Origin of the sequence: Micrococcus sp. (genome assembly GCF_034179925.1) — a bacterium.
Classification (GTDB): domain Bacteria; phylum Actinomycetota; class Actinomycetes; order Actinomycetales; family Micrococcaceae; genus Micrococcus.
Map to the genome: position 1 here is coordinate 65,475 of NZ_JAXFPG010000004.1, position 19,301 is coordinate 84,775.

General features: G+C 72.7%; 18 protein-coding genes. 10 read left to right on the top strand and 8 right to left on the bottom strand.

The annotated features are described in order from the left end of the window. Positions 1 to 2: 2 nt before the first annotated feature. Together tpiA and secG are read left to right on the top strand one after the other, a co-directional pair. Positions 3 to 791, top strand: a complete 789-nt coding sequence (gene tpiA / locus SPI96_RS01045) for a triose-phosphate isomerase (protein ID WP_321080509.1) — start codon at positions 3 to 5, stop codon at positions 789 to 791. A 57-nt stretch (positions 792 to 848) separates the two neighbouring features. Then, positions 849 to 1,100 carry a preprotein translocase subunit SecG gene (gene secG / locus SPI96_RS01050; protein WP_321080510.1) on the top strand — a complete coding sequence of 84 codons (252 nt, stop codon included), beginning with the start codon at positions 849 to 851 and terminating at the stop codon, positions 1,098 to 1,100. 104 nt (positions 1,101 to 1,204) lie between these two features. On the opposite strand, the gene SPI96_RS01055 is transcribed toward secG, so the two are convergent. The 5 genes from SPI96_RS01055 to tkt are packed head-to-tail and all read right to left on the bottom strand — an operon-like array spanning position 1,205 to position 8,713. Beyond that, positions 1,205 to 2,146, bottom strand: a complete 942-nt coding sequence (locus SPI96_RS01055; protein ID WP_321080511.1) for a glucose-6-phosphate dehydrogenase assembly protein OpcA — start codon at positions 2,144 to 2,146, stop codon at positions 1,205 to 1,207. Beyond that, positions 2,143 to 3,705: a glucose-6-phosphate dehydrogenase gene (gene zwf, locus SPI96_RS01060; protein WP_321080512.1), complete on the bottom strand. Its 1,563-nt coding sequence runs from the start codon at positions 3,703 to 3,705 to the stop codon at positions 2,143 to 2,145. The genes SPI96_RS01055 and zwf overlap by 4 nt, the downstream gene beginning before the upstream one ends. After that, a complete protein-coding gene (locus SPI96_RS01065; protein ID WP_321080513.1) occupies positions 3,695 to 5,299 on the bottom strand; it encodes a glucose-6-phosphate isomerase in 1,605 nt (534 codons plus the stop codon). Before SPI96_RS01065 ends, zwf begins: the two co-directional genes overlap by 11 nt. Positions 5,300 to 5,340: 41 nt before the next feature. Further along, positions 5,341 to 6,489: a transaldolase gene (tal, locus tag SPI96_RS01070; RefSeq protein ID WP_321080514.1), complete on the bottom strand. Its 1,149-nt coding sequence runs from the start codon at positions 6,487 to 6,489 to the stop codon at positions 5,341 to 5,343. A 58-nt stretch (positions 6,490 to 6,547) separates the two neighbouring features. Beyond that, complete coding sequence (tkt, locus tag SPI96_RS01075) at positions 6,548 to 8,713, bottom strand: transketolase (protein ID WP_321080515.1); 2,166 nt, start codon at positions 8,711 to 8,713, stop codon at positions 6,548 to 6,550. Between the two features lie 198 nt (positions 8,714 to 8,911). On the opposite strand from tkt, the gene SPI96_RS01080 reads away from it, so the two are divergent. Next, entirely contained in the window at positions 8,912 to 9,907 is a 996-nt protein-coding gene (locus SPI96_RS01080; protein WP_321080516.1) for a heme o synthase, read from the top strand. Between the two features lie 97 nt (positions 9,908 to 10,004). On the opposite strand, the gene SPI96_RS01085 is transcribed toward SPI96_RS01080, so the two are convergent. The 3 genes from SPI96_RS01085 to SPI96_RS01095 are packed head-to-tail and all read right to left on the bottom strand — an operon-like array spanning position 10,005 to position 12,785. Further along, on the bottom strand, positions 10,005 to 10,985 hold the full coding sequence (locus tag SPI96_RS01085) for a COX15/CtaA family protein (RefSeq protein WP_321080517.1): 981 nt from the start codon (positions 10,983 to 10,985) through the stop codon (positions 10,005 to 10,007). A gap of 52 nt (positions 10,986 to 11,037) precedes the next feature. Continuing rightward, positions 11,038 to 11,781: an ABC transporter permease gene (locus SPI96_RS01090; RefSeq protein ID WP_321080518.1), complete on the bottom strand. Its 744-nt coding sequence runs from the start codon at positions 11,779 to 11,781 to the stop codon at positions 11,038 to 11,040. Beyond that, complete coding sequence (locus SPI96_RS01095; RefSeq protein WP_321080519.1) at positions 11,778 to 12,785, bottom strand: ABC transporter ATP-binding protein; 1,008 nt, start codon at positions 12,783 to 12,785, stop codon at positions 11,778 to 11,780. The genes SPI96_RS01090 and SPI96_RS01095 overlap by 4 nt, the downstream gene beginning before the upstream one ends. Positions 12,786 to 12,901: 116 nt before the next feature. Here SPI96_RS01095 and SPI96_RS01100 point away from each other — a divergent pair, with 116 nt between their 5' ends. Genes SPI96_RS01100 through SPI96_RS01130 form a run of 7 tightly spaced genes read left to right on the top strand, consistent with a single transcriptional unit; the run spans position 12,902 to position 19,223 of the window. Beyond that, entirely contained in the window at positions 12,902 to 13,630 is a 729-nt protein-coding gene (locus SPI96_RS01100; protein WP_321080520.1) for a helix-turn-helix transcriptional regulator, read from the top strand. A 1-nt stretch (position 13,631) separates the two neighbouring features. Further along, positions 13,632 to 15,104, top strand: coding sequence for a Fe-S cluster assembly protein SufB (gene sufB, locus SPI96_RS01105; protein ID WP_321080521.1), 1,473 nt, complete (start codon positions 13,632 to 13,634; stop codon positions 15,102 to 15,104). A gap of 1 nt (position 15,105) precedes the next feature. Continuing rightward, positions 15,106 to 16,338: a Fe-S cluster assembly protein SufD gene (gene sufD / locus SPI96_RS01110; protein ID WP_321080522.1), complete on the top strand. Its 1,233-nt coding sequence runs from the start codon at positions 15,106 to 15,108 to the stop codon at positions 16,336 to 16,338. Positions 16,339 to 16,377: 39 nt separating this feature from the next. Then, positions 16,378 to 17,136 carry a Fe-S cluster assembly ATPase SufC gene (gene sufC, locus SPI96_RS01115; RefSeq protein ID WP_321080523.1) on the top strand — a complete coding sequence of 253 codons (759 nt, stop codon included), beginning with the start codon at positions 16,378 to 16,380 and terminating at the stop codon, positions 17,134 to 17,136. Then, complete coding sequence (locus tag SPI96_RS01120; protein ID WP_321080524.1) at positions 17,133 to 18,377, top strand: cysteine desulfurase; 1,245 nt, start codon at positions 17,133 to 17,135, stop codon at positions 18,375 to 18,377. The genes sufC and SPI96_RS01120 overlap by 4 nt, the downstream gene beginning before the upstream one ends. Position 18,378: 1 nt before the next feature. After that, on the top strand, positions 18,379 to 18,825 hold the full coding sequence (gene sufU, locus SPI96_RS01125) for a Fe-S cluster assembly sulfur transfer protein SufU (RefSeq protein ID WP_321080525.1): 447 nt from the start codon (positions 18,379 to 18,381) through the stop codon (positions 18,823 to 18,825). After that, the gene (locus SPI96_RS01130; protein WP_321080526.1) at positions 18,822 to 19,223 is read left to right on the top strand and encodes a metal-sulfur cluster assembly factor; all 402 of its coding nucleotides are present in this window, start codon (positions 18,822 to 18,824) and stop codon (positions 19,221 to 19,223) included. The genes sufU and SPI96_RS01130 overlap by 4 nt, the downstream gene beginning before the upstream one ends. Positions 19,224 to 19,301: the final 78 nt, after the last annotated feature.

The window sequence follows — 19,301 nt, forward strand, 5'->3', positions numbered from 1 at the left end:
GCATGACCGCCGCACGCACCCCGCTGATCGCGGGCAACTGGAAGATGAACCTGGACCACCGCGAGGCCGTGACCCTCGTGCAGCGCCTGGCCTGGCTGCTGGGCGACGCCGGCCACGACCAGACGGCCGTGGAGGTGGCGGTGTTCCCGCCGTTCACGGACCTGCGCGCCGTGCAGACCCTGGTGACGGGGGACCGGATCGACCTGGCCTACGGCGCCCAGGACCTCTCCCCGGAGGACTCCGGTGCCTACACCGGGGACATCTCCGGCGCGTTCCTGGCCGCCCTGGGCTGCACCTATGCGATCGTGGGCCACTCCGAGCGCCGCACCCTGCACGCGGAGACCGACGACGTCGTCGCCGCCAAGGCCGCCGCCGCGCTGCGTCACGGCCTGTCCCCGGTGCTCTGTGTGGGCGAGGGCCTGGACGTGCGCCAGGCCGGCCGCCATGTGGAGCACACCGTGGCTCAGCTGGAGGGCTCCCTCGAGGGGCTCTCCGCCGAGCAGGTGGCCCGCACCGTCGTCGCCTACGAGCCGGTGTGGGCGATCGGCACCGGCGAGGTCGCCGGACCCGAGGACGCGCAGCAGATGTGCGCGGCCCTGCGGGCCCGTGTGGCCGAGCTGCACGGGGCCGAGACCGCCGAGGGTCTGCGGATCCTCTACGGCGGCTCGGTGAAGGGTGCCAACGCCCCGGAGCTGCTGGCCCAGGAGGACGTCGACGGCGCGCTCGTCGGCGGCGCCAGCCTCGACGCCGACGAGTTTGCTACGATCGTCCGGTTCGACGCGGCCCGCTGACGCGGGCCCCGGCGCCCGCACCGCGGGGCCGGACGGCACACCCCGAGAAGAGGTCCCATGGACGTTGTGACGCTGATCCTGCAGATCCTCGTCGTCCTGCTCAGCGTGGTGCTGATCCTGCTCGTGCTGCTGCACAAGGGGCGCGGCGGCGGTGTGTCGGACATGTTCGGCGGCGGGGTGACCTCCTCCATGAGCTCCTCCGGCTCCGCTCAGCGCCTGCTGACCCGCGTCACCGTGACCACCGCGGTCCTGTGGGGCGCGACGATCGTGGCCATCGGCCTGATCGCCCGGCTCTCCCTCGAGTTCTGATCGACGGCGAGTCCTGACCGGCCGCACACCGATCCGGTCCCGCCGACACCGCGGCCCCGACGCTGATGCGTCGGGGCCGTCGTGGTGTCCGGGGGATGCCGGGCTCAGCGTTCGCTGGCCTGCACCGCCGCCAGGTCCGCCATGGGCAGGCCCTCGGCGAGCACGGCGCCGTAGACCTCGTCCGGGTCCAGCCGGCGCAGCTCCTCGGCCAGGCAGTCCTGGTCCGTGCGCCGGGGCAGGGCGATGCGCTGCACTGGGCGGCCGTGCTGGTAGAGGCGGGCCACCTGGGACTGGGAGCGTGAGAGCACCACGTCCCCCTCGGGGCAGCGCAGCCGGACCGCGCGGATCCCGTGGCCGGCCTTGGAGTGGGTGATCGTCACCGGCAGGTGCAGCCCCCGGGTGAGCCAGGCGGCCAGCAGCATGGTGCTGGGGGAGTCCGGGGCACCGTCCACCGTCACCGAGCGGACCCGGTCCAGGTCCAGGTGGTCGAGGATCCCGGCCACCTGGATCCGCCACAGGGTCAGGCGGGTCCAGGCCATGTCGGTGTCGCCGTCGCGGTGGCCCTCGCGTAGGCTCCACAGGGCCTTCTCGGCGTCCGCGCAGCTGCTGGAGTCCGTGATGCGGCGGTGGGCCAGCCGGCCCAACGGGGTCTCCGAGGGCACCGCCGGCGGGGTCCCGGGCCACCACACCACGATCGGCGCATCCGGCAGCAGCAGGGCCGCCACGAGGGACTCGTCGGCGCGGGCGTTGGCGCCCTGGCACCACAGCACGACCACCTCGGAGGCACCGGCGTCGCCGCCCACGCGGATCTCCGCGTCGAGGCGGGTGGGGGCCTCGGGGTCGCCCAGGGCCAGCACGATCACCCGGCAGGGGTGTTCGAGGGAGGCGGCGTTGGCCGCGTCCACGGCCTGCTCGATGCCGGCGTCGTCTGTGGCGATCAGCAGGGTCAGCACCCGGCCCAGGGCCACCACGCCGGAGTCCTCGCGCACCGCGCTGATGCGCTTGGCCACCTGCGAGGTGGCGGTGTCGTGCATGCGGATCTTCACGGTCGCCTCCAGGTTCGTCCGTCGCGGGCCATGAGCGCGTCCGCCGAGGGCGGGCCCCAGGTGCCCGGAGCGTAGGGCTCCGGCGGGGTCGGCAGGGACGCCCAGTGCAGCTCGAAGGGATCCACGATCCGCCACGACAGCTCCACCTCCTCCTGCCGGGGGAACAGCGGGGGCTCGCCCAGCAGCACATCGAGGATCAGCCGCTCGTAGGCCTCGGGGGAGTCCTCGGTGAAGGCGTGGCCGTAGCCGAAGTCCATGGTCACGTCCCGCACCTCGGACTGGGTGCCCGGCACCTTCGAAGCGAAACGGATGGTGACGCCCTCGTCCGGCTGGACGCGGATCACGATCACGTTCTGCCCGTACCCCTCACTCGGGTGGGCCGGGAACACGAGGTGCGGGGGGTGCTTGAACACCACGGCGATCTCCGTGACGCGCCGGCCCAGGCGCTTGCCGGCGCGCAGGTAGAACGGCACGCCCTGCCAGCGGCGGGTGCGGATGCCCACCTTGAGCGCGGCGAAGGTCTCCGTGGTGGACTCCGGGTTGAACCCCTCCTCCTCGAGGAAGCCGGTCACCTCCTCGCCGCCCTGCCAGCCACCGGCGTACTGGCCGCGGGCCGAGGCCGCCTCCAGCTCCTCCGGGGTGTCCGGGACGGCGACGGCGGCCAGCACCTTCTCCTTCTCGGCCCGCAGGTGGTCCGCGGCGAAGGAGATCGGCTCCTCCATGGCGGTGAGCGCGAGCAGCTGCAGCAGGTGGTTCTGGATGACGTCCCGGGCGGCGCCGACGCCGTCGTAGTAGCCGGCGCGGCCTCCGATGCCGATGTCCTCAGCCATGGTGATCTGCACGTGGTCCACGTGTTCGGCGTTCCACAGCGGCTCGAAGATCCGGTTGGCGAACCGGAAGGCCAGGATGTTCTGGACCGTCTCCTTGCCGAGGTAGTGGTCGATCCGGAACACGGCGTCGGAGCGGAACACCCGCTCGATCACCGCGTTCAGCTCCTGGGCGGAGGCGAGGTCATGCCCGAAGGGCTTCTCGATCACCACGCGGCGCCAGGGGCCGTCGTCGGGCTGCTGGCGGTCGGCCAGGCCCTGGTCGGCCAGGTGCCGGCAGACGTCCTCGAACCAGTCCGGCGGGATGGACAGGTAGAACGCCGTGTTGCCCAGGGTTCCCCGGGAGGCCTCCAGCTCGGTGAGGACCTCATCCAGGCGCGCGTAGGCGGCGGCCTCGTCGAAGGCCCCGGAAACGAACCGCAGGCCCCCACGGAACTGGTCCCACACGGTCTCGTCGAAGGGCGTGCGGGAGCCGGCCTCCACGGCGGCGCGCACGTACTCGGCGAACTCGTCATCGGACCAGTCCCGGCGGCCGAAGCCGACCACGGAGAACGAGGGCGGCAGCAGCCCGCGGTGGGCGAGGTCGTACATCGCCGGCAGCAGCTTCTTGCGCGCCAGGTCCCCGGTGACGCCGAAGAGCACGAGCGCGGAGGGCCCGGCGATCCGGGTGAGGCGGCGGTCGCGGGGGTCGCGCAGCGGGTTGCGCGGCCGCCCACCCTGCTCAGCGGCCACGGGCGGCGGTCCTCAGCGCGGCCACACCGGCGGCGCGGTCGTGCAGGTGCAGGGTCACCACCGGACGGTCCTGCCCGCGCAGCACACGGGCGTCACCGGCGGCCTGGGCGGCGATCAGCTGGGCCAGGGTGAACGGGCGCCCGGGCACGGGCACGTCGGTGCCGGCCTCACCGGTGATCTGCACGAACACACCGGTGCGAGGCCCACCCTTGTGGTACTGACCGGTGGAGTGCAGGAACCGGGGGCCCCAGCCGAAGGTCACCGGCCGGCCCAAGGTCCGGGCGAGGTCCGCACGGATCTCGGCCAGGTCGGCGTCGGCGTGGCGGTCCAGGTAGGCGTGCACGGCCAGGTAGCCGTCCTCGGGCACGAGCGCGCCGGCGGCGGCGAGCACCCCGGCGAGGTCCTCGGCGCCGGCCACCTCGGCCGGGCCGGACACCTCCACGCCCTCGACGACGGCGTCGGCGGAGCGCTCCTGGGCGGGCGCGTCCAGCAGGCCGCGGGCGGCGGCCTTGGCGGCCTCCACGTCCGGCTGGTCGAACGGGTTGATGCCGAGCAGGCGGCCGGCGACGGCGGTGGCCACCTCCCAGGTCAGCAGCAGGGCCCCGAGGGAGCCGGACAGGCGCACGCCGTCGGCCGGGGCCTCGGCGTCGTCCTCCTCGGCCACCAGTGCCACCTGCAGCAGGTCCGCGGCGTCCCACGTGGTCTCCGGGTCCCCGGCCTGCACCACGACCGGCAGCAGGCCGGTGCCGTCCTTGCCCGTGGACTCGGCGATGAGCTGCTCGATCCAGTCACCCAGGCCCACGATGCCGGAGCCGCGGTCCTCGAGCACCACCTTGTCCCGCAGGGGCGTGGTGCCGCCCAGGGCGGCGCCGAGCTGCAGGCCCGGGTTGGCGTCGTCGTCCTCCACGAGCACGCCCAGGGCGTCCTCGGCCTCGTCGAGCAGGGCCAGCACGTCCACCCCGGCCAGGGCCGAGGGCACCAGCCCGAAGGCGGTGAGCGCCGAGTAGCGGCCTCCGACGGTCGGGTCCGCGGTGAACACGGCCCGGTACCCGGCCTCCTGCGCGGCCTCGTGCAGGGGCGAGCCCGGGTCGGTGACCACCACGACCCGGCGGGTCGGGTCGATGCCCGCGGCCTTGAGGGCGTGCTCCACAATCCGCCGCTGCGAGTCGGTCTCCACGGTGGAGCCGGACTTGGAGGACACCACCAGCACGGTGCGCTCGAGGTCCTCGGCGACGACGGCGGCCACCTGGTCCGGGTCCGTGGAGTCGAGGACCTCGAGCTCCACCCCGGCGGTGGCGGCGATGACCTCGGGGGCCAGGGAGGAGCCGCCCATGCCGGCCAGGACCACGCGGGTCAGACCCTCGGCGCGCAGCTGCTCGGCCAGGTCCGTGACCCGGCGGGCGACCTCGCGGGACTCGTCGAACAGGCTGATCCAGCCCAGGCGGCGGGAGGCCTCGTCCCGCGCGGCCGGACCCCACAGGTCCGGGTCCTGCGCGGCCAGGCGCGAGGCCACGCGGTCCTCCACGAGGGAGGGGACGTGGCGGTCGATCGCCTCGAGGGCGGATCCGGCGGCGGTGAGGCCGAGAGAGCTCATGGGGGGTCCTTCCGGTGCGGCGGGAGTGTCGGGGTGTCGGATCAGGAGTGGGCGGCCAGGCCGGCCCGGACGGAGGCGAGTAGCTCGGCCCAGGCATCCTCGAACTTGGCCAGGCCCTCGGCCTCGAGGCGCTCCACGAGCTCGTCGTAGGACACGCCGAGCGCGCCGATCGCGTCCAGGTCGGCCTCAGCCTGGGCGTAGGAGTCCGTCACGGCGCCGCGGACGACCTCGCCGTGGTCGGCGAAGGCCTGCAGGGTCTTCTCCGGCATCGTGTTCACGGTGTCCGGGGCCACCAGCCCGGTCACGTACAGGGTGTCCGGCAGGGCCGGGTCCTTCACACCCGTGGAAGCCCACAGGGGCCGCTGCACGGGAGCGCCGGCCGCCTGCAGCAGGCGCCAGCGCTCGGTGTCCTGCACCTGCTCGAAGATCCGGTAGGCCAGGCGTGCGTTGGCCAGGCCGGCCCGGCCGGTGAGCCCGGCCGCCTCCGTGTGGCCCTCGGCGGCCAGGGCGCGCAGCTGGGCGTCGACGTCCGTGTCCACGCGGGAGACGAAGAACGAGGCCACCGAGTGGATGCCGGCCAGGCTGTGGCCGTTGCGCTGGGCCTCCTCGAGCCCGGCCAGCCAGGCGTTGACCACCTCACGGTAGCGGGGCAGGGAGAAGATCAGGGTGACGTTGACGCTGATGCCCGCGCCCAGCACGGCGGTGATGGCCGGCAGGCCCTCGCGGGTGGCCGGGATCTTCACCATGAGGTTGGGGCGGTCGATCTCCTCGGCCAGCGCGCGAGCCTGGGCCACGGTCGCCTCGGTGTCCCGCGCCAGGCGGGGGTCCACCTCGATGGAGACGAAGCCGTCCCGGCCGCCGGTGGCCTCGTGCACGGGGGCGAGCAGATCGGCGGCGCGGCGCACGTCCGTGGTGGTCAGCGCCGTCACCGCCTCCTCCACGTCCGCGCCGGCAGCCGCCAGCTCGGCCAGCTGGGCCTCGTAGGCGTCCGCATGGGCCAGGGCGGCGGCGAAGATCGAGGGGTTGGTGGTCACGCCCGTCACGGTGCGGGTGCGGATGAGGGTCTCCAGGGAGCCCTCATCCAGGCGGGTGCGGGAGAGGTCGTCCAGCCACACGGACACGCCGGCCTCGGCGAGGGCGGTGGTCGCGGGGCTCTGGACGGCGGCGGCGGCGGGATTCTGGTCGGTCATGTCCGGATGCTCCTCAGCGGGGGTCTGCGGGGATGGGCTGCCGGGTGGCGGTGCGGGCTCAGAGGAGTCCGCGGGCGGTCTCGGCCACGTTCTGCGCGGTGAACCCGTACTTGCGCAGCAGCGCCGGGCCGTCTGCGGACTCGCCGAAGTGCTCCAGGCTCACACGGGCGCCGAGGGAGCCTGCCGTGGCCGTCCAGCGGTACCAGGGCATGGCGATCCCGGCCTCCACCGAGACCCGCACCGGGGCATCGGCACCGGAGGGCAGCACGCTCTCGCGGTACTGCTCGTCCTGGTCCTCGAACCACTCCAGGCAGGGGGCGGAGACCACCCGTGTGGGCACGCCCTCGGCCTGCAGCAGCTCGCGGGCGGCCACGGCCACCGACACCTCGGAGCCGGTGGCGATCAGCACCACGCGAGCCGGGGCCGCAGCACCCGAGGCGTCCGCGGCGTCGACCAGCACGTACGCGCCGCGGGCCACGCCCTCGGCGGAGGCGAACCCGGCCTCCTCGCGGGGGAGCACGGGCACGTTCTGGCGGGAGAGCACCAGGCCGGCCGGGCGCTCGTGGCGCTCGAGCACGGTGCGCCAGGCCCAGGCGACCTCGTTCGCGTCGGCGGGGCGGACGACGTCGAGCCCCGGGATGGCGCGCAGGGCGGCCAGGTGCTCCACAGGCTGGTGGGTGGGCCCGTCCTCGCCCAGGCCCACGGAGTCGTGGGTCCACACGTACACGCTGGGGGTGCCCATCAGCGCGGCCAGGCGCACGGCGGCGCGCTGGTAGTCGGAGAACTGCAGGAACGTGCCGGCGTAGGGGCGGGTCAGCTCGCTCAGAGCGATGCCGTTGACGATCGCCCCGGCGGCGAACTCGCGGATCCCGAAGTGCAGCACGCGGCCGTGCTCGTCGCCCTGCCACGTGGCGGTGGACCGATGCGCGGGGAGGAAGGACGGCTCGCCCTTCATGGTGGTGTTGTTGGAGCCGGCCAGGTCCGCGGACCCGCCCCAGAGCTCGGGCATCACGGGGGCCAGGGCGTTGAGCACGGTGCCGGAGGCGGCACGGGTGGCCACGCCCTTCTCGTCCGGCTCCCACGTGGGGAAGGCCTCGGCGAAGCCCTCGGGCAACTCACGGGCGAGGAGGCGGTCGTAGAGGCGGGCCCGCTCGGGGTGGGCCTGCCGCCACGCCTGGTACGCCTGCTCCCAGTCCGCGCGGTAGCGGGCCGAGCGCTCACCCACGGACCGGGCGTGGGCGAGCAGATCCGGGTCCACGGCGAAGCTCTCCTGCGGGTCGAAGCCCAGGTGCTCCTTGAGGGCGGCGACCTCGTCCGTGCCCAGCTTCGAGCCGTGGATGCCGCCGGTGTTCTGCTTGGTGGGGGAGGGCCAGCCGATCACGGTGCGCAGCCGGATGAGGGAGGGGCGGCCGGTCTCGGCCTTGGCAGCGGCGACGGCGTCGTAGAGGGCTCGCACGTCCTCCGTGTACTCGGTGACCTCGTGGCCCTCAGCGCCGTGGGTCCAGTCGACCTCCTGCACGTGCCAGCCGTAGGCCTCGTAGCGGGCGGCGACGTCCTCGGTGAAGGCGACGTCCGTGTCCTCCTCGATGGAGATGCGGTTGGCGTCGTAGATCACTACGAGGTTGCCCAGCTCCTGGTGGCCGGCCAGCGAGGACGCCTCCGAGGACACGCCCTCCTGGAGGTCGCCGTCGGAGGCGATCACGAACACGTGGTGGTCGAAGGGCGAGGTGCCCGGGGCGGCGTCCGGGTCCAGCAGGCCGCGCACGCGGCGCTGGTCGTAGGCGAAGCCCACGGCGGAGGACAGCCCCTGACCCAGAGGGCCGGTGGTCATCTCCACGCCGTCGGTCATGAAGTGCTCGGGGTGGCCCGGGGTCCTGGAGCCCTCGGTGCGCAGGGCCTTGATGTCCTCGAGCTCCAGGCCCATGCCGGCGGCGAACAGCTGCAGATACTGGAGGACGGAGGCGTGACCGGCCGAGAGGATGAAGCGGTCGCGGCCGGCCCAGCGGGCGTCGGCCGGGTCCAGGTGCATCACGTTCTGGTAGAGCTGCCACGCCACCGGCGCCAGGGAGATGGCCGTCCCCGGGTGGCCGTGGCCGGCCTTCTCCACGGCGTCCGCTGCCAGCACCTTGAGAGTGTCGACCATCCGCTGGTCGGCGTCGTCGTACACGAACTCCCGGGCAGGCGCGGTGCGGTCGAGCGAGGTGTCCTGGCGTGCGTCGGTCACGGTGTGGCTCCTTGGCGTGGGGGCGGGGAGGTCGGCGGTCGCCGGCGGGCGGGACGGCGCCGGTCCCCAGCCTAGTGCCGCGAGCGCTGCCGGGGCCTCCGCGGCGATTCCCCCGGCGGCGAACGGGTCGGGGCCAGTAGGATGGGCCGACGCCCGGTCCGTCCGCGGCGCGCCCCGTCCCCTCACCGTGAGTTCCCGATGTCATCCTCCGTGGAGTCACCCTCTCCCGCTCCCGCCCGCGGCGCCCACCGCGCCGACGCGGCGTCCTCGCGTCCGCGCGTCCCCCTGGCCCGCAAGGCTCGTGCCTATCTGCAGCTGACCAAGCCGCAGGTGATCGAACTGCTGCTGGTGACCACGCTGCCCACCATGATCTTCGCCCAGCGCGGCTTCCCGGACGTGCTGACGATGGCGGCCACGCTCGTCGGCGGGGCGTTCGCGGCGGGCGCGTCGGGGGCGTTCAACTGCTACATCGACCGGGACATCGACCGCGTGATGAAGCGCACCGAGCGGCGTCCGCTGGTCACCGGGGAGGTGAGCCCGAGGGAGGCGCTGGTGTTCGCGTGGACGCTGGCGGTGCTGTCCGTGGTGATCCTGGGGTTCGGGGCGAACTGGTTGGCCGCGGCCCTGGGCGTGGCGGCGATCTTCTTCTACGTGGTGGTGTACTCGCTGATCCTTAAACGCCGCACGGAGCAGAACATCGTGTGGGGCGGGATCGCCGGATGCTTCCCCGTGGTGATCGGCTGGGCGGCGGTGCGCGGCACGGTGGAGTGGCCGGCGATCGTCCTGTTCACGGTGATCTTCCTGTGGACGCCGCCGCACTACTGGCCGCTGTCCATGAAGTACAAGCGGGACTACCAGAACGCCGGGGTGCCGATGTTGGGTGCGGTGGCCTCGGCCCGGCTGGTGTCCAACCAGGTGGTGTTGTATGCCTGGGCCACGGTGGCGTGTTCGCTGCTGCTGGTGCCGATGGGCTGGGCGGGGATCGTGTACACGGCGGTGGCGCTGGCCGCGGGCGGCTGGTTCGTGTGGGAGTCGCATGTGCTGCAGCGGCAGGCCCAGCGGGAGGACTTCGAGGATCGCAGAGCGATGCGCGTGTTCCACCTGTCCATCACGTACCTGACGCTGCTGTTCATCGCGCTGGCGGTGGACCCGTTCGTCGGGCAGCCGTTGATGCCCTCCCCGTCCGGGCGCTGAGGGCCCGGTCCTCCGCCCCGTACGACGACGGCGCCCCCTCCACGTGGAGGGGGCGCCGCCGCCTGTGGCCGCGGTGGTGGGCCGAGCGGTCCGGGGCTCAGGCCGTGGCGGGCACGGTGTACCGGCTGGTCTGGCGCTGCCAGGCGAGGGTGGAGGCGAGGATCACGAGCGTGGAGCCGAGCAGGTGCAGGATCACCACGCCCACGGGCAGACCGGTGAAGTGCTGCCAGTAGCCCACGGCCGCCTGGGCCACCACGGCGGCCACGAGGAACACGGCGGAGGAGCGCTGGGCCGCGGAGGCTCCGGGCTGGCGGCGGGTGAGCACGAGCAGCACGATCGCCGCGCCGAGCACGAGGTAGGCGGGCAGGGCGTGGGCGCGGGTGATCACGAGGGCGTCGAAGGCGTGGCGGGCGGCGTCCGGGTCGCCGGAGTGGGGGCCGGTGCCGGTCACCACGGTGCCCAGCACCACGACGACGGCCCCGGCCAGGAACACGGTCCAGGCTGCGGCCCGGCTGGCGGGGGTGGTGGCGCCGTCGGCCACGCGGGCACCGGGGCCGTGCTGCAGCTCGGTGCGCACGCGCAGCAGCAGCATGGCGGCCAGAACGATCATGACGGCGGAGGCGATGTAGTGCGCGGCCACGATCCACGGGTTCAGGCCCATGCGGACCGTGATGCCGCCGAGCACGGCCTGGAACAGGACCCCGCCGAGCACAGCCCAGGCCAGGGCGACGACCTCCCCGTGGGTGCGGCGCATGCGGACCACGGCCAGGACCATCAGCAGGGCGAACGCGGCCAGGACGCCGGTGAGGGTGCGGTTGCCGAACTCGATGAGTCCGTGCCAGCCCATCTCCGGGGTGGTGGTCAGGGACTCGGGGGTGCACGTGGGCCAGGTGGGGCAGCCCAGCCCGGAGCCGGTCACGCGCACCACGCCGCCGGTGACGACGATGGTCATGTTGGCCAGCAGGTTCAGCCAGGCCAGCAGGTGGGCGAAGGGGCCCATCCTCTCGGGCAGGTGCAGGCCGGCGGACTCCGGTGCCGCGTCGGCGGTGCGGGGCTCGGCGGGGGAGGGGGCGGACACGGTGGGTCTCCGATCGGTCGGGGAGGGGTCGGCGGGGGTGGTTCAGGGGAGGTCAGGGGCGCCAGCGGAACCAGCGCAGGGCGGCCAGCAGCGCCAGTGCGGTCCAGGCGACCAGCACGAGCAGGGCGCCGGGGTGCCAGGCGCCCTCGGTCAGCCCGGCGCGCAGTGCGGCCCCGAGCGCGCCGGGTGGCAGCAGCTCGAGGGCGGGCCAGCGGGCGGGGAAGACGGTGCCGCCGACGGCGCCGACGAGCACCCACAGCAGGTTGGCGAGCGCGAGGGTCGCCTCGGGGCGGGCGGTGCCGGCCAGCAGCAGGCCCAGGGCGGTGAAGGCGGCGGCTCCCAGCACGAGGGCGAGGCCGGCCGGCAGCAGTCCGGCCGGGTCCGGGCGCCAGCCCAGGGCCAGGCCGGTCCCGCCGATCAGGGCGGTCTGCACGAGCAGCAGCAGGGCCACGGAGACGGCCTTGCCGGCGACGAGCCCGCCGGTGCCCAGCGGGGTGGTGGCCAGGGCGGCGAGCACGTCGTAGCGGCGTTCGAAGCCGGTGGCGATGGCCGTGGCGGTGAACCCGGAGCTGACCACGGCCAGGGCGAGCACGCCGGGCACGGCCAGGTCCAGACCGGAGCGGCCGGGGCTGTCGAGAAGGCCGGAGGCGTGCACACCGACCAGGGTCAGCAGGGGCAGCAGGACGGTCACCAGCAGCTGTTCACCGTTGCGCAGGGCGGCGCCGGTCTCGTAGAGGCTCTGGCGGGCGATCCGCACGGGCAGCGAGGCCGCGCGGGCGGTGGGGGAGGCGGTCATGGGCGCCCCCGTCCGTACTCTTCGGGCCCAACGGGCGTCTCGCACCCGGCCGGGGCGGCCTGCTCACGCAGTACTTGCTCGAGGCTGAGCACGGCCCGCTCCCAGCGGACCGGCAGCAGCCCCTGCGCGCTCCAGCCCTCGGCCAGGGCGGTCAGGTCGGCGGGGTCGGCCACGCCGGTGATCCGGGCACCATGCCCCGCAGGGGTCACCTGCACGGTGAATTGCGGGGCGGCCATGGCAGCCCAGCGGGCGACGGCGGCCGGGTCGGCGTCGCCGAAGTCCACGTCCACGACGTCGTCCCCGCCCACCCGGGTGATCTCGGCCAGGGGGCCGGAGCGGACGATCCGCCCGGCCCGCAGTACGGCGACGTCGTCCGCGAGGCGCTCGGCGTCGTCGAGCAGGTGCGTGGTCAGCACGACGGCGGCCCCTCGCCGGGTGTGCTCGCGGACCACCTCGTGCACCACGGGGCGGGTCTCGGGGTCCAGGCCGGCCGTGGGCTCGTCGAGGAAGAGCACGTCCGGACGGCCCACGAGGGCCGCAGCCAGGGCTGCGCGCCGGCGCTGCCCTCCGGAGAGCCGCCGCAGGGGGCGGTGGGCCACATCCGCGATCCGCAGCCGCTCGAGCAGGGCGTCCGGGTCCTCGGGCCGGCGGTGCAGGGAGGCCACATGGCGTACGAAGCGGCGGGCGGACACCGACGGCGGCAGCCCGCCCTCCTGCCACATCACGCCGATCCGGGCGCGCAGCTCGGCGGGGGCGTGCCAGGGGTCGCGGCCGAGCACGCGCACGGTGCCGGCGTCGGGCCGGTCCTGGCCGTGGCACAGGCCGAGGGTCGTGGACTTGCCGGCCCCGTTGGGGCCCAGGAGCACCGTGACGGCGCCGGCGCGGGCGGTCAGGTCCACCCCGCGCAGCACGGGTGTGGCGGCACGACCCCGGCCCAGGGTGCGGTGGACCCCGTCGAGGGCGAGCGCCTCGGTCGCGGCGGTCGGGGAGGTCGTCGGGAGCACCGGGCCAGTCTAGGCCGGGAGCCCGCCCCGACCGCTCCGTGACGGGGGAGAACGGGGCTGTCCGGTGAGGATCGACTGACTTGAACGGGTCCAGATGAATAGGACATAGTGGGATTGTGTATTCCGACCAGACCCTCGCCCCTGCCCCCTCGGGCACACGCGAGCGCGTGCTGGAGCAGGTCCTCACCGCCGGACCCGTGAGCGCGGCCGAGATCGGCCGAGACCTCGACCTCACCGCCGCCGCAGTGCGCCGCCACCTCGACGCGCTCGAGGAGGAGGGCCTCGTGGCCGTCAAGGCCGTCACCGCCTCCCGGGGGGCCGGCCGGCCCTCCCGCCGGTATGTGGTCACTGAGCAGGCCCAGCGCCGCCTCGGCGACGACCACCTCACCGTGGCCCTGGAGGCCATCGACCGTCTGGCCGAGCTCGGCGGCGAGGACGAGGTGCGCCGCCTGGCGCGCGAAGCGTTCGCCCCCGTCGAGCGCGACTACCGGGCCGCCGTCGGGCAGACTGACCCGGACCTGCCCGAGCGCACCCGCGTGCTGGCCGAGGTCCTGGAGGCCCACGGCTACGCCGGGTTCGTGCGTCATGTGGGTGCCGGTCTGGCCCCCACGCTGCGAGCGGACCAGGTGTGCCAGGGCCACTGCCCGCTCCAGGGAATCCCCGAGCGTCACGCGCAGTTCTGCGAGGAGGAGACCGCGCTGTTCGCGCGACTGCTCGGCGTGGACGTGCGCCGGCTGTCCACGCTGGCCACGGGCGGGCACGTGTGCACCGCCCATGTGCCCCTGGGCCGCGACGAGACCATCACTTCCCACCGATCAGACCCGACCGAGAACCAGAGAGGCTGAGATGACCGACCAGATCGTCCAGCGGGACACCGCGGAGGGCGCCGACCCCGGCGTCATCCACGAGATCCTCGAGAAGAACCCCGAACTGAACGCCATCGGCGCGTACCAGTACGGCTGGGCCGACCCGGACGCCGCCGGCGCCTCGGCGCAGCGCGGCCTCAACGAGGACGTCGTCCGCGACATCTCCGCCAAGAAGTCCGAGCCGGAGTGGATGACCAAGCTCCGCCTCAAGGCGCTCAAGTACTTCGACCGCAAGCCGATGCCCGCCTGGGGTCCGGACCTGTCCGGGATTGACTTCGACAACATCAAGTACTTCGTTCGCTCCACCGAGGGCCAGGCCAAGACCTGGGAGGACCTGCCGGAGGACATCCGCAACACCTACGAGCGTCTGGGCATCCCGGAGGCCGAGCGTGAGCGCCTCGTGGCCGGCGTCGCCGCCCAGTACGAGTCCGAGGTGGTGTACCACCAGATCCGCGAGGACCTCGAGGCCCAGGGCGTGGTGTTCCTGGACACCGACACCGCCCTCAAGGAGCACCCGGAGATCTTCGAGGAGTACTTCGGCACCGTGATCCCGGTGGGGGACAACAAGTTCGCCTCCCTGAACACCGCCGTGTGGTCCGGCGGCTCCTTCGTGTACGTGCCCAAGGGTGTGCACGTGGAGATCCCGCTGCAGGCCTACTTCCGCATCAACACGGAGAACATGGGCCAGTTCGAGCGGACGCTGATCATCGCGGACGAGGACTCCTATGTCCACTACATCGAGGGCTGCACCGCGCCGATCTACAAGACCGACTCGCTGCACTCGGCGGTCGTGGAGATCGTCGTCAAGAAGAACGCCCGCGTCCGGTACACCACCATCCAGAACTGGTCCACGAACGTGTACAACCTCGTGACCAAGCGCGCCGTGGTCGAGGCCGGCGGCACCATGGAGTGGGTGGACGGCAACATCGGCTCCAAGGTCACCATGAAGTACCCGGCGGTCTACCTCACCGGTGAGCGGGCCACCGGCGAGACCCTCTCCGTGGCCTTCGCCGGCCAGGACCAGCACCAGGACACCGGCTCCAAGATGGTCCACATGGCCCCGAACACGTCGAGCTCGATCGTCTCGAAGTCGATCGCCCGCAACGGCGGCCGCGCGGCCTACCGCGGGCTCGTGCAGGTGAACGAGGGCGCCCACGGCTCGGCGAACTCCGTGGTGTGCGACGCCCTGCTCGTGGACACCGTCTCCCGCTCGGACACCTACCCGTACATCGACATCCGCGAGGACGACGTCACCCTCGGCCACGAGGCCACCGTGTCCCGCGTGTCCGAGGAACAGCTCTTCTACCTGATGAGCCGCGGCCTCTCCGAGGACGAGGCCATGGCCATGATCGTGCGCGGCTTCATCGAGCCGATCGCGCGCGAGCTGCCCATGGAGTACGCCCTCGAGCTGAACAAGCTGATCGAACTGCAGATGGAAGGATCGGTGGGCTGAGTTGACCGACACCGTGGAGAACACCGACCGCCACCTCATCCCCGGCATGGGGGAGGAGGGCGAGAAGCTCGCCGGCGGCCAGGACGCCGGCACCCGCGTGGCCACGCGCCGCGCCGGCCAGTCCCGTGCCGACCGAGTGGCCTCGAAGGACCTCGCCGACTTCCCCGTGCTCACCGGCCGGGAGGAGGACTGGCGCTTCACCCCGCTGGACCGCCTGCGAGGCCTGCACCTGCCCGAGGGCGACGACGCCCGCCTCACCGGTGCCGCCCCCGAGGTCACCGTGGCCGCCCAGGAGGGCGTGACCGTGGAGACCGTGGGTCGCGAGGACTCCCGCGTGGGCTCCGTGCTCACCCCGGACGACCGCGTCTCGGCCGCCGCATGGGCCTCGTTCGAGCAGGCCCTCGTCGTGACCGTCGTCGGCCGTCCGGCCGAGCCCGTGCGCATCGAGGTGACCGGCAGCGGCAGCGAGCCCGCCGCCGCGCACCTGACGGTGATCGCCGAGGCCGACGCACAGGCCGACGTCGTGATCACCCACCGCGGCACCGCCGTGGTGGCCGCGAATGTCGAGTTCGACGTGCGCCGCGACGCCCGCCTGAACGTCGTCTCCGTGCAGGCCTGGGACCGCGAGGCCGTGCACGTGGCCGCGCACCAGGCCTCCGTGGACACCGGCGCCCACCTGAAGCACGTCACCGTGACCCACGGCGGCGACCTCGTGCGCCTGACCCCCACCGCCCGGTTCGCGGCCGAGCGGGGTGAGGCTGAGATGTACGGCCTGTACTTCGCCGACGCCGGCCAGCACCTGGAGAACCGCCTGTTCGTGGACCACAACCGCCCGAACTGCGTCTCCAACGTGCTGTACAAGGGCGCACTGCAGGGCGAGGACGCGCACACCGTGTGGGTGGGCGACGTGCTGATCCGCTCGGAGGCCGAGGGCACGGACTCGTACGAGAAGAACGAGAACCTGCTGCTCTCGGACGGCGCCCGCGCCGACTCCGTGCCGAACCTGGAGATCGAGACCGGGGTGATCGAGGGCGCTGGACACGCCTCCGCGACCGGCCGGTTCGACGAGACCCAGCTGTTCTACCTGATGGCCCGGGGCATCCCGGAGAACGAGGCCCGCAAGCTGATCGTGCGCGGCTTCCTCAACGAGATCCTGCAGAAGATCGGCATCGCCGACGTGGAGCAGGAGCTCACCGACGTCATGGAGGCCGAGCTGCGCATCGCCGCGCTCTGAGCCCCGCCCCACCCACGCCTTCCCAAGGAGACACACCCCATGGCAACCCTGCAGATCACCGACCTGCACGTGCAGATCGAGACCGACAACGGCCCCAAGGAGATCCTCAAGGGCCTCACCCTGACCATCAACACCGGCGAGACCCACGCCATCATGGGCCCCAACGGCTCCGGCAAGTCCACGCTGGCCTCCACCATCGCCGGCCACCCCCGCTACGAGGTGACCTCCGGGTCCATCACCCTCGACGGCGAGGACGTGCTGGAGATGTCCGTGGACGAGCGCGCCCAGGCCGGCCTGTTCCTGGCCATGCAGTACCCGGTGGAGATCCCCGGGGTCACCATGACCAACTTCCTGCGCACCGCCAAGACCGCGATCGACGGCCAGGCACCCTCGCTGCGCACGTGGACGAAGGACGTCAAGGGTGCCTTCGAGGCCCTGCAGATCGACCCGGCGTTCATGAACCGCAACGTCAATGAGGGCTTCTCCGGCGGCGAGAAGAAGCGCGCCGAGATCCTCCAGCTCGAGCTGTTCAAGCCGAAGTTCGCGGTGCTCGACGAGACCGACTCCGGCCTCGACGTGGACGCCCTGCGCATCGTCTCCGAGGGCGTGAACCGCGCTCAGGAGGCCAACGAGATGGGCACCCTGCTGATCACCCACTACACGCGCATCCTCAACTACATCAAGCCGCAGCACGTGCACGTGATGGTCGCCGGCCGCATCGTGGAGTCCGGCGGCCCCGAGCTCGCCGACCAGCTCGAGGCGGAGGGCTACGCTCGCTTCGAGCAGGCGGCACAGTGACCTACGACCTCCAGGCCGTCCGGGACCGGTTCCCCATCCTGCGCCGTCAGATGGGGGACCGGCCCCTGGTCTACCTCGACTCGGCCAACACCTCCCAGAAGCCCCAGGAGGTGGTCGACGCCGTCGCCGACCACTACCTGCGGCACAACGCCAACGTGGCCCGGGCCATGCACATGCTCGGCGAGGAGGCCACGGACGCCTACGAGGGGGCCCGGGCCCGCATCGGGCGGTTCGTCGGTGCCGCCAGCCCCGAGGAGATCGTCTTCACGAAGAACGCCTCCGAGGCGCTCAACCTCGCCGCCCACACCCTCGGCGCCGGGCTCGGCCCGGGGGACGAGATCGTCACCACGGTCATGGAGCACCACTCCAACATCGTGCCGTGGCAGCTGCTGTGCGAGCGCACCGGTGCCCGGCTGCGCTGGTTCGATGTCACCGAGGACGGCCGGCTCGACCTGGAGGGGGCCGAGGCCGAGGGACTGATCAACGAGCGCACCCGCATCGTGACCCTCACCTGGGTGTCCAACGTGCTGGGCACCTGCAACCCGGTGGCCGAGATCGCCCGCCGCGCCCATGCGGTGGGGGCGAGGGTCGTCGTCGACGGTTCTCAGGCCGTGCCACACCAGCCCACGGATGTCACTGCCCTGGGTGCGGACCTGCTGGCGTTCACCGGCCACAAGATGTGCGGGCCCACCGGCATCGGAGTGCTCTGGGGCCGGCACGAGCTGCTCGAGACCCTGCCGCCGTTCCTGGGTGGCGGGGAGATGATCGAGGTCGTGGAGATGGAGCGTTCCACCTTCGCGGCCCCGCCGTACCGGTTCGAGGCCGGCACCCCGCCGATCGCCCAGGCGGTCGGCCTGGCCGCGGCCTGCGACTTCCTGGACGGACTCGGCATGGAGGCCGTGGCCGCTCACGAGCAGCAGCTCACCGCCTACGCGCTCGAGCGCCTGCAGGCGATCGAGGGGCTGCGGATCCTCGGCCCGACCGAGGCTGTGGACCGTGGTTCGGCGCTGGCGTTCACCCTGGCGGATGTGCACCCGCACGATGTGATGCAGCTGCTCAACAGCCGGGGGGTCGCCGTGCGCGGCGGTCACCACTGCGCCCGGCCGCTGCATCGCCGGTTCGGGGTGCAGTCGACCTCCCGTGCCAGCTCGTACCTGTACACGAGCCCGGAGGAGATCGACGCGCTGGCCGAGGCCCTGGTGTACACGCGCGACTACTTCGCGCCGAGGGCGAGGGGCTGAGGTGGACGTCGACCAGCTCTACCAGGGGATCATCCTCGACCACTACCGGGAGAAGCACCACAGCGGACTGCGTGAGCCGTTCGACGTGGAGGTGCACCATGTGAACCCCACCTGCGGGGACGAGGTGACCCTGCGCGTGCAGGTGGAGGACGACGTCGTCACCGACGTGTCCTACCAGGCCGAGGGGTGCTCCATCTCCCAGGCCTCGCTGTCCGTGATGTCCGACCTGCTGATCGGACGTTCGGCCCAGGAGGTCCTGGCCATGTACGACGAGTTCCTGCACATGATCCACTCGCGCGGCCGGGAGAGCCTGGACGAGGACCGGTTCGAGGACGCTATCGCGTTCACCGGCGTCGGACGGTTCCCGGCCCGCGTCAAATGTGCTCTGCTGGGATGGTCCGCTGTGCGAGACGCCGTCCTGCGGGCCGAAGCGAAGGAGAAGCCATGACCGCCGACCCCCGCCCCGACACCCCCGAAGGGAAGACTGCCGCCCCGGAGGGCCAGGCCCCTGCCGATGCCCCTGCCTCTGCTGCGGGGCAGACCCCCGTGGAGGATGTCCGCGAGGCCCTCAAGGACGTGATCGACCCGGAGCTGGGCGTGAACGTCGTTGACCTCGGGTTGCTCTACGGGCTCCACTATGCCGAGGACGGCGCCCTGCTCGTGGACATGACCCTCACGACGGCGGCGTGCCCGCTCACCGATGAGATCGAGGAGCAGGTGTCCCGTGCCATCGGCACGATGGTGGATGAGTGGCGCCTGAACTGGGTGTGGATGCCGCCGTGGGGCCCCGAACGGATCACCGAGGACGGCAAGGACCAGATGCGGGCCCTGGGCTTCAACATCTGAGCCTGGCTCGCAGCACCACCGCTCAGCCCCACCAGCACTCCGGGGGCGAAAGGGGCCGGAATTCCAGGTGAATTCCGG

Excerpts from the sequence above, each read along its gene's own strand:
- tpiA (WP_321080509.1), top strand. The coding sequence starts at position 3 with ATGACCGCCGCACGCACCCCGCTGATCGCGGGCAACTGGAAGATGAAC.
- secG (WP_321080510.1), top strand. The coding sequence starts at position 849 with ATGGACGTTGTGACGCTGATCCTGCAGATCCTCGTCGTCCTGCTCAGC.
- SPI96_RS01065 (WP_321080513.1), bottom strand. The coding sequence starts at position 5,299 with ATGAGCTCTCTCGGCCTCACCGCCGCCGGATCCGCCCTCGAGGCGATC.
- tal (WP_321080514.1), bottom strand. The coding sequence starts at position 6,489 with ATGACCGACCAGAATCCCGCCGCCGCCGCCGTCCAGAGCCCCGCGACC.
- SPI96_RS01080 (WP_321080516.1), top strand. The coding sequence starts at position 8,912 with ATGTCATCCTCCGTGGAGTCACCCTCTCCCGCTCCCGCCCGCGGCGCC.
- SPI96_RS01090 (WP_321080518.1), bottom strand. The coding sequence starts at position 11,781 with ATGACCGCCTCCCCCACCGCCCGCGCGGCCTCGCTGCCCGTGCGGATC.
- sufB (WP_321080521.1), top strand. The coding sequence starts at position 13,632 with ATGACCGACCAGATCGTCCAGCGGGACACCGCGGAGGGCGCCGACCCC.
- sufC (WP_321080523.1), top strand. The coding sequence starts at position 16,378 with ATGGCAACCCTGCAGATCACCGACCTGCACGTGCAGATCGAGACCGAC.
- SPI96_RS01130 (WP_321080526.1), top strand. The coding sequence starts at position 18,822 with ATGACCGCCGACCCCCGCCCCGACACCCCCGAAGGGAAGACTGCCGCC.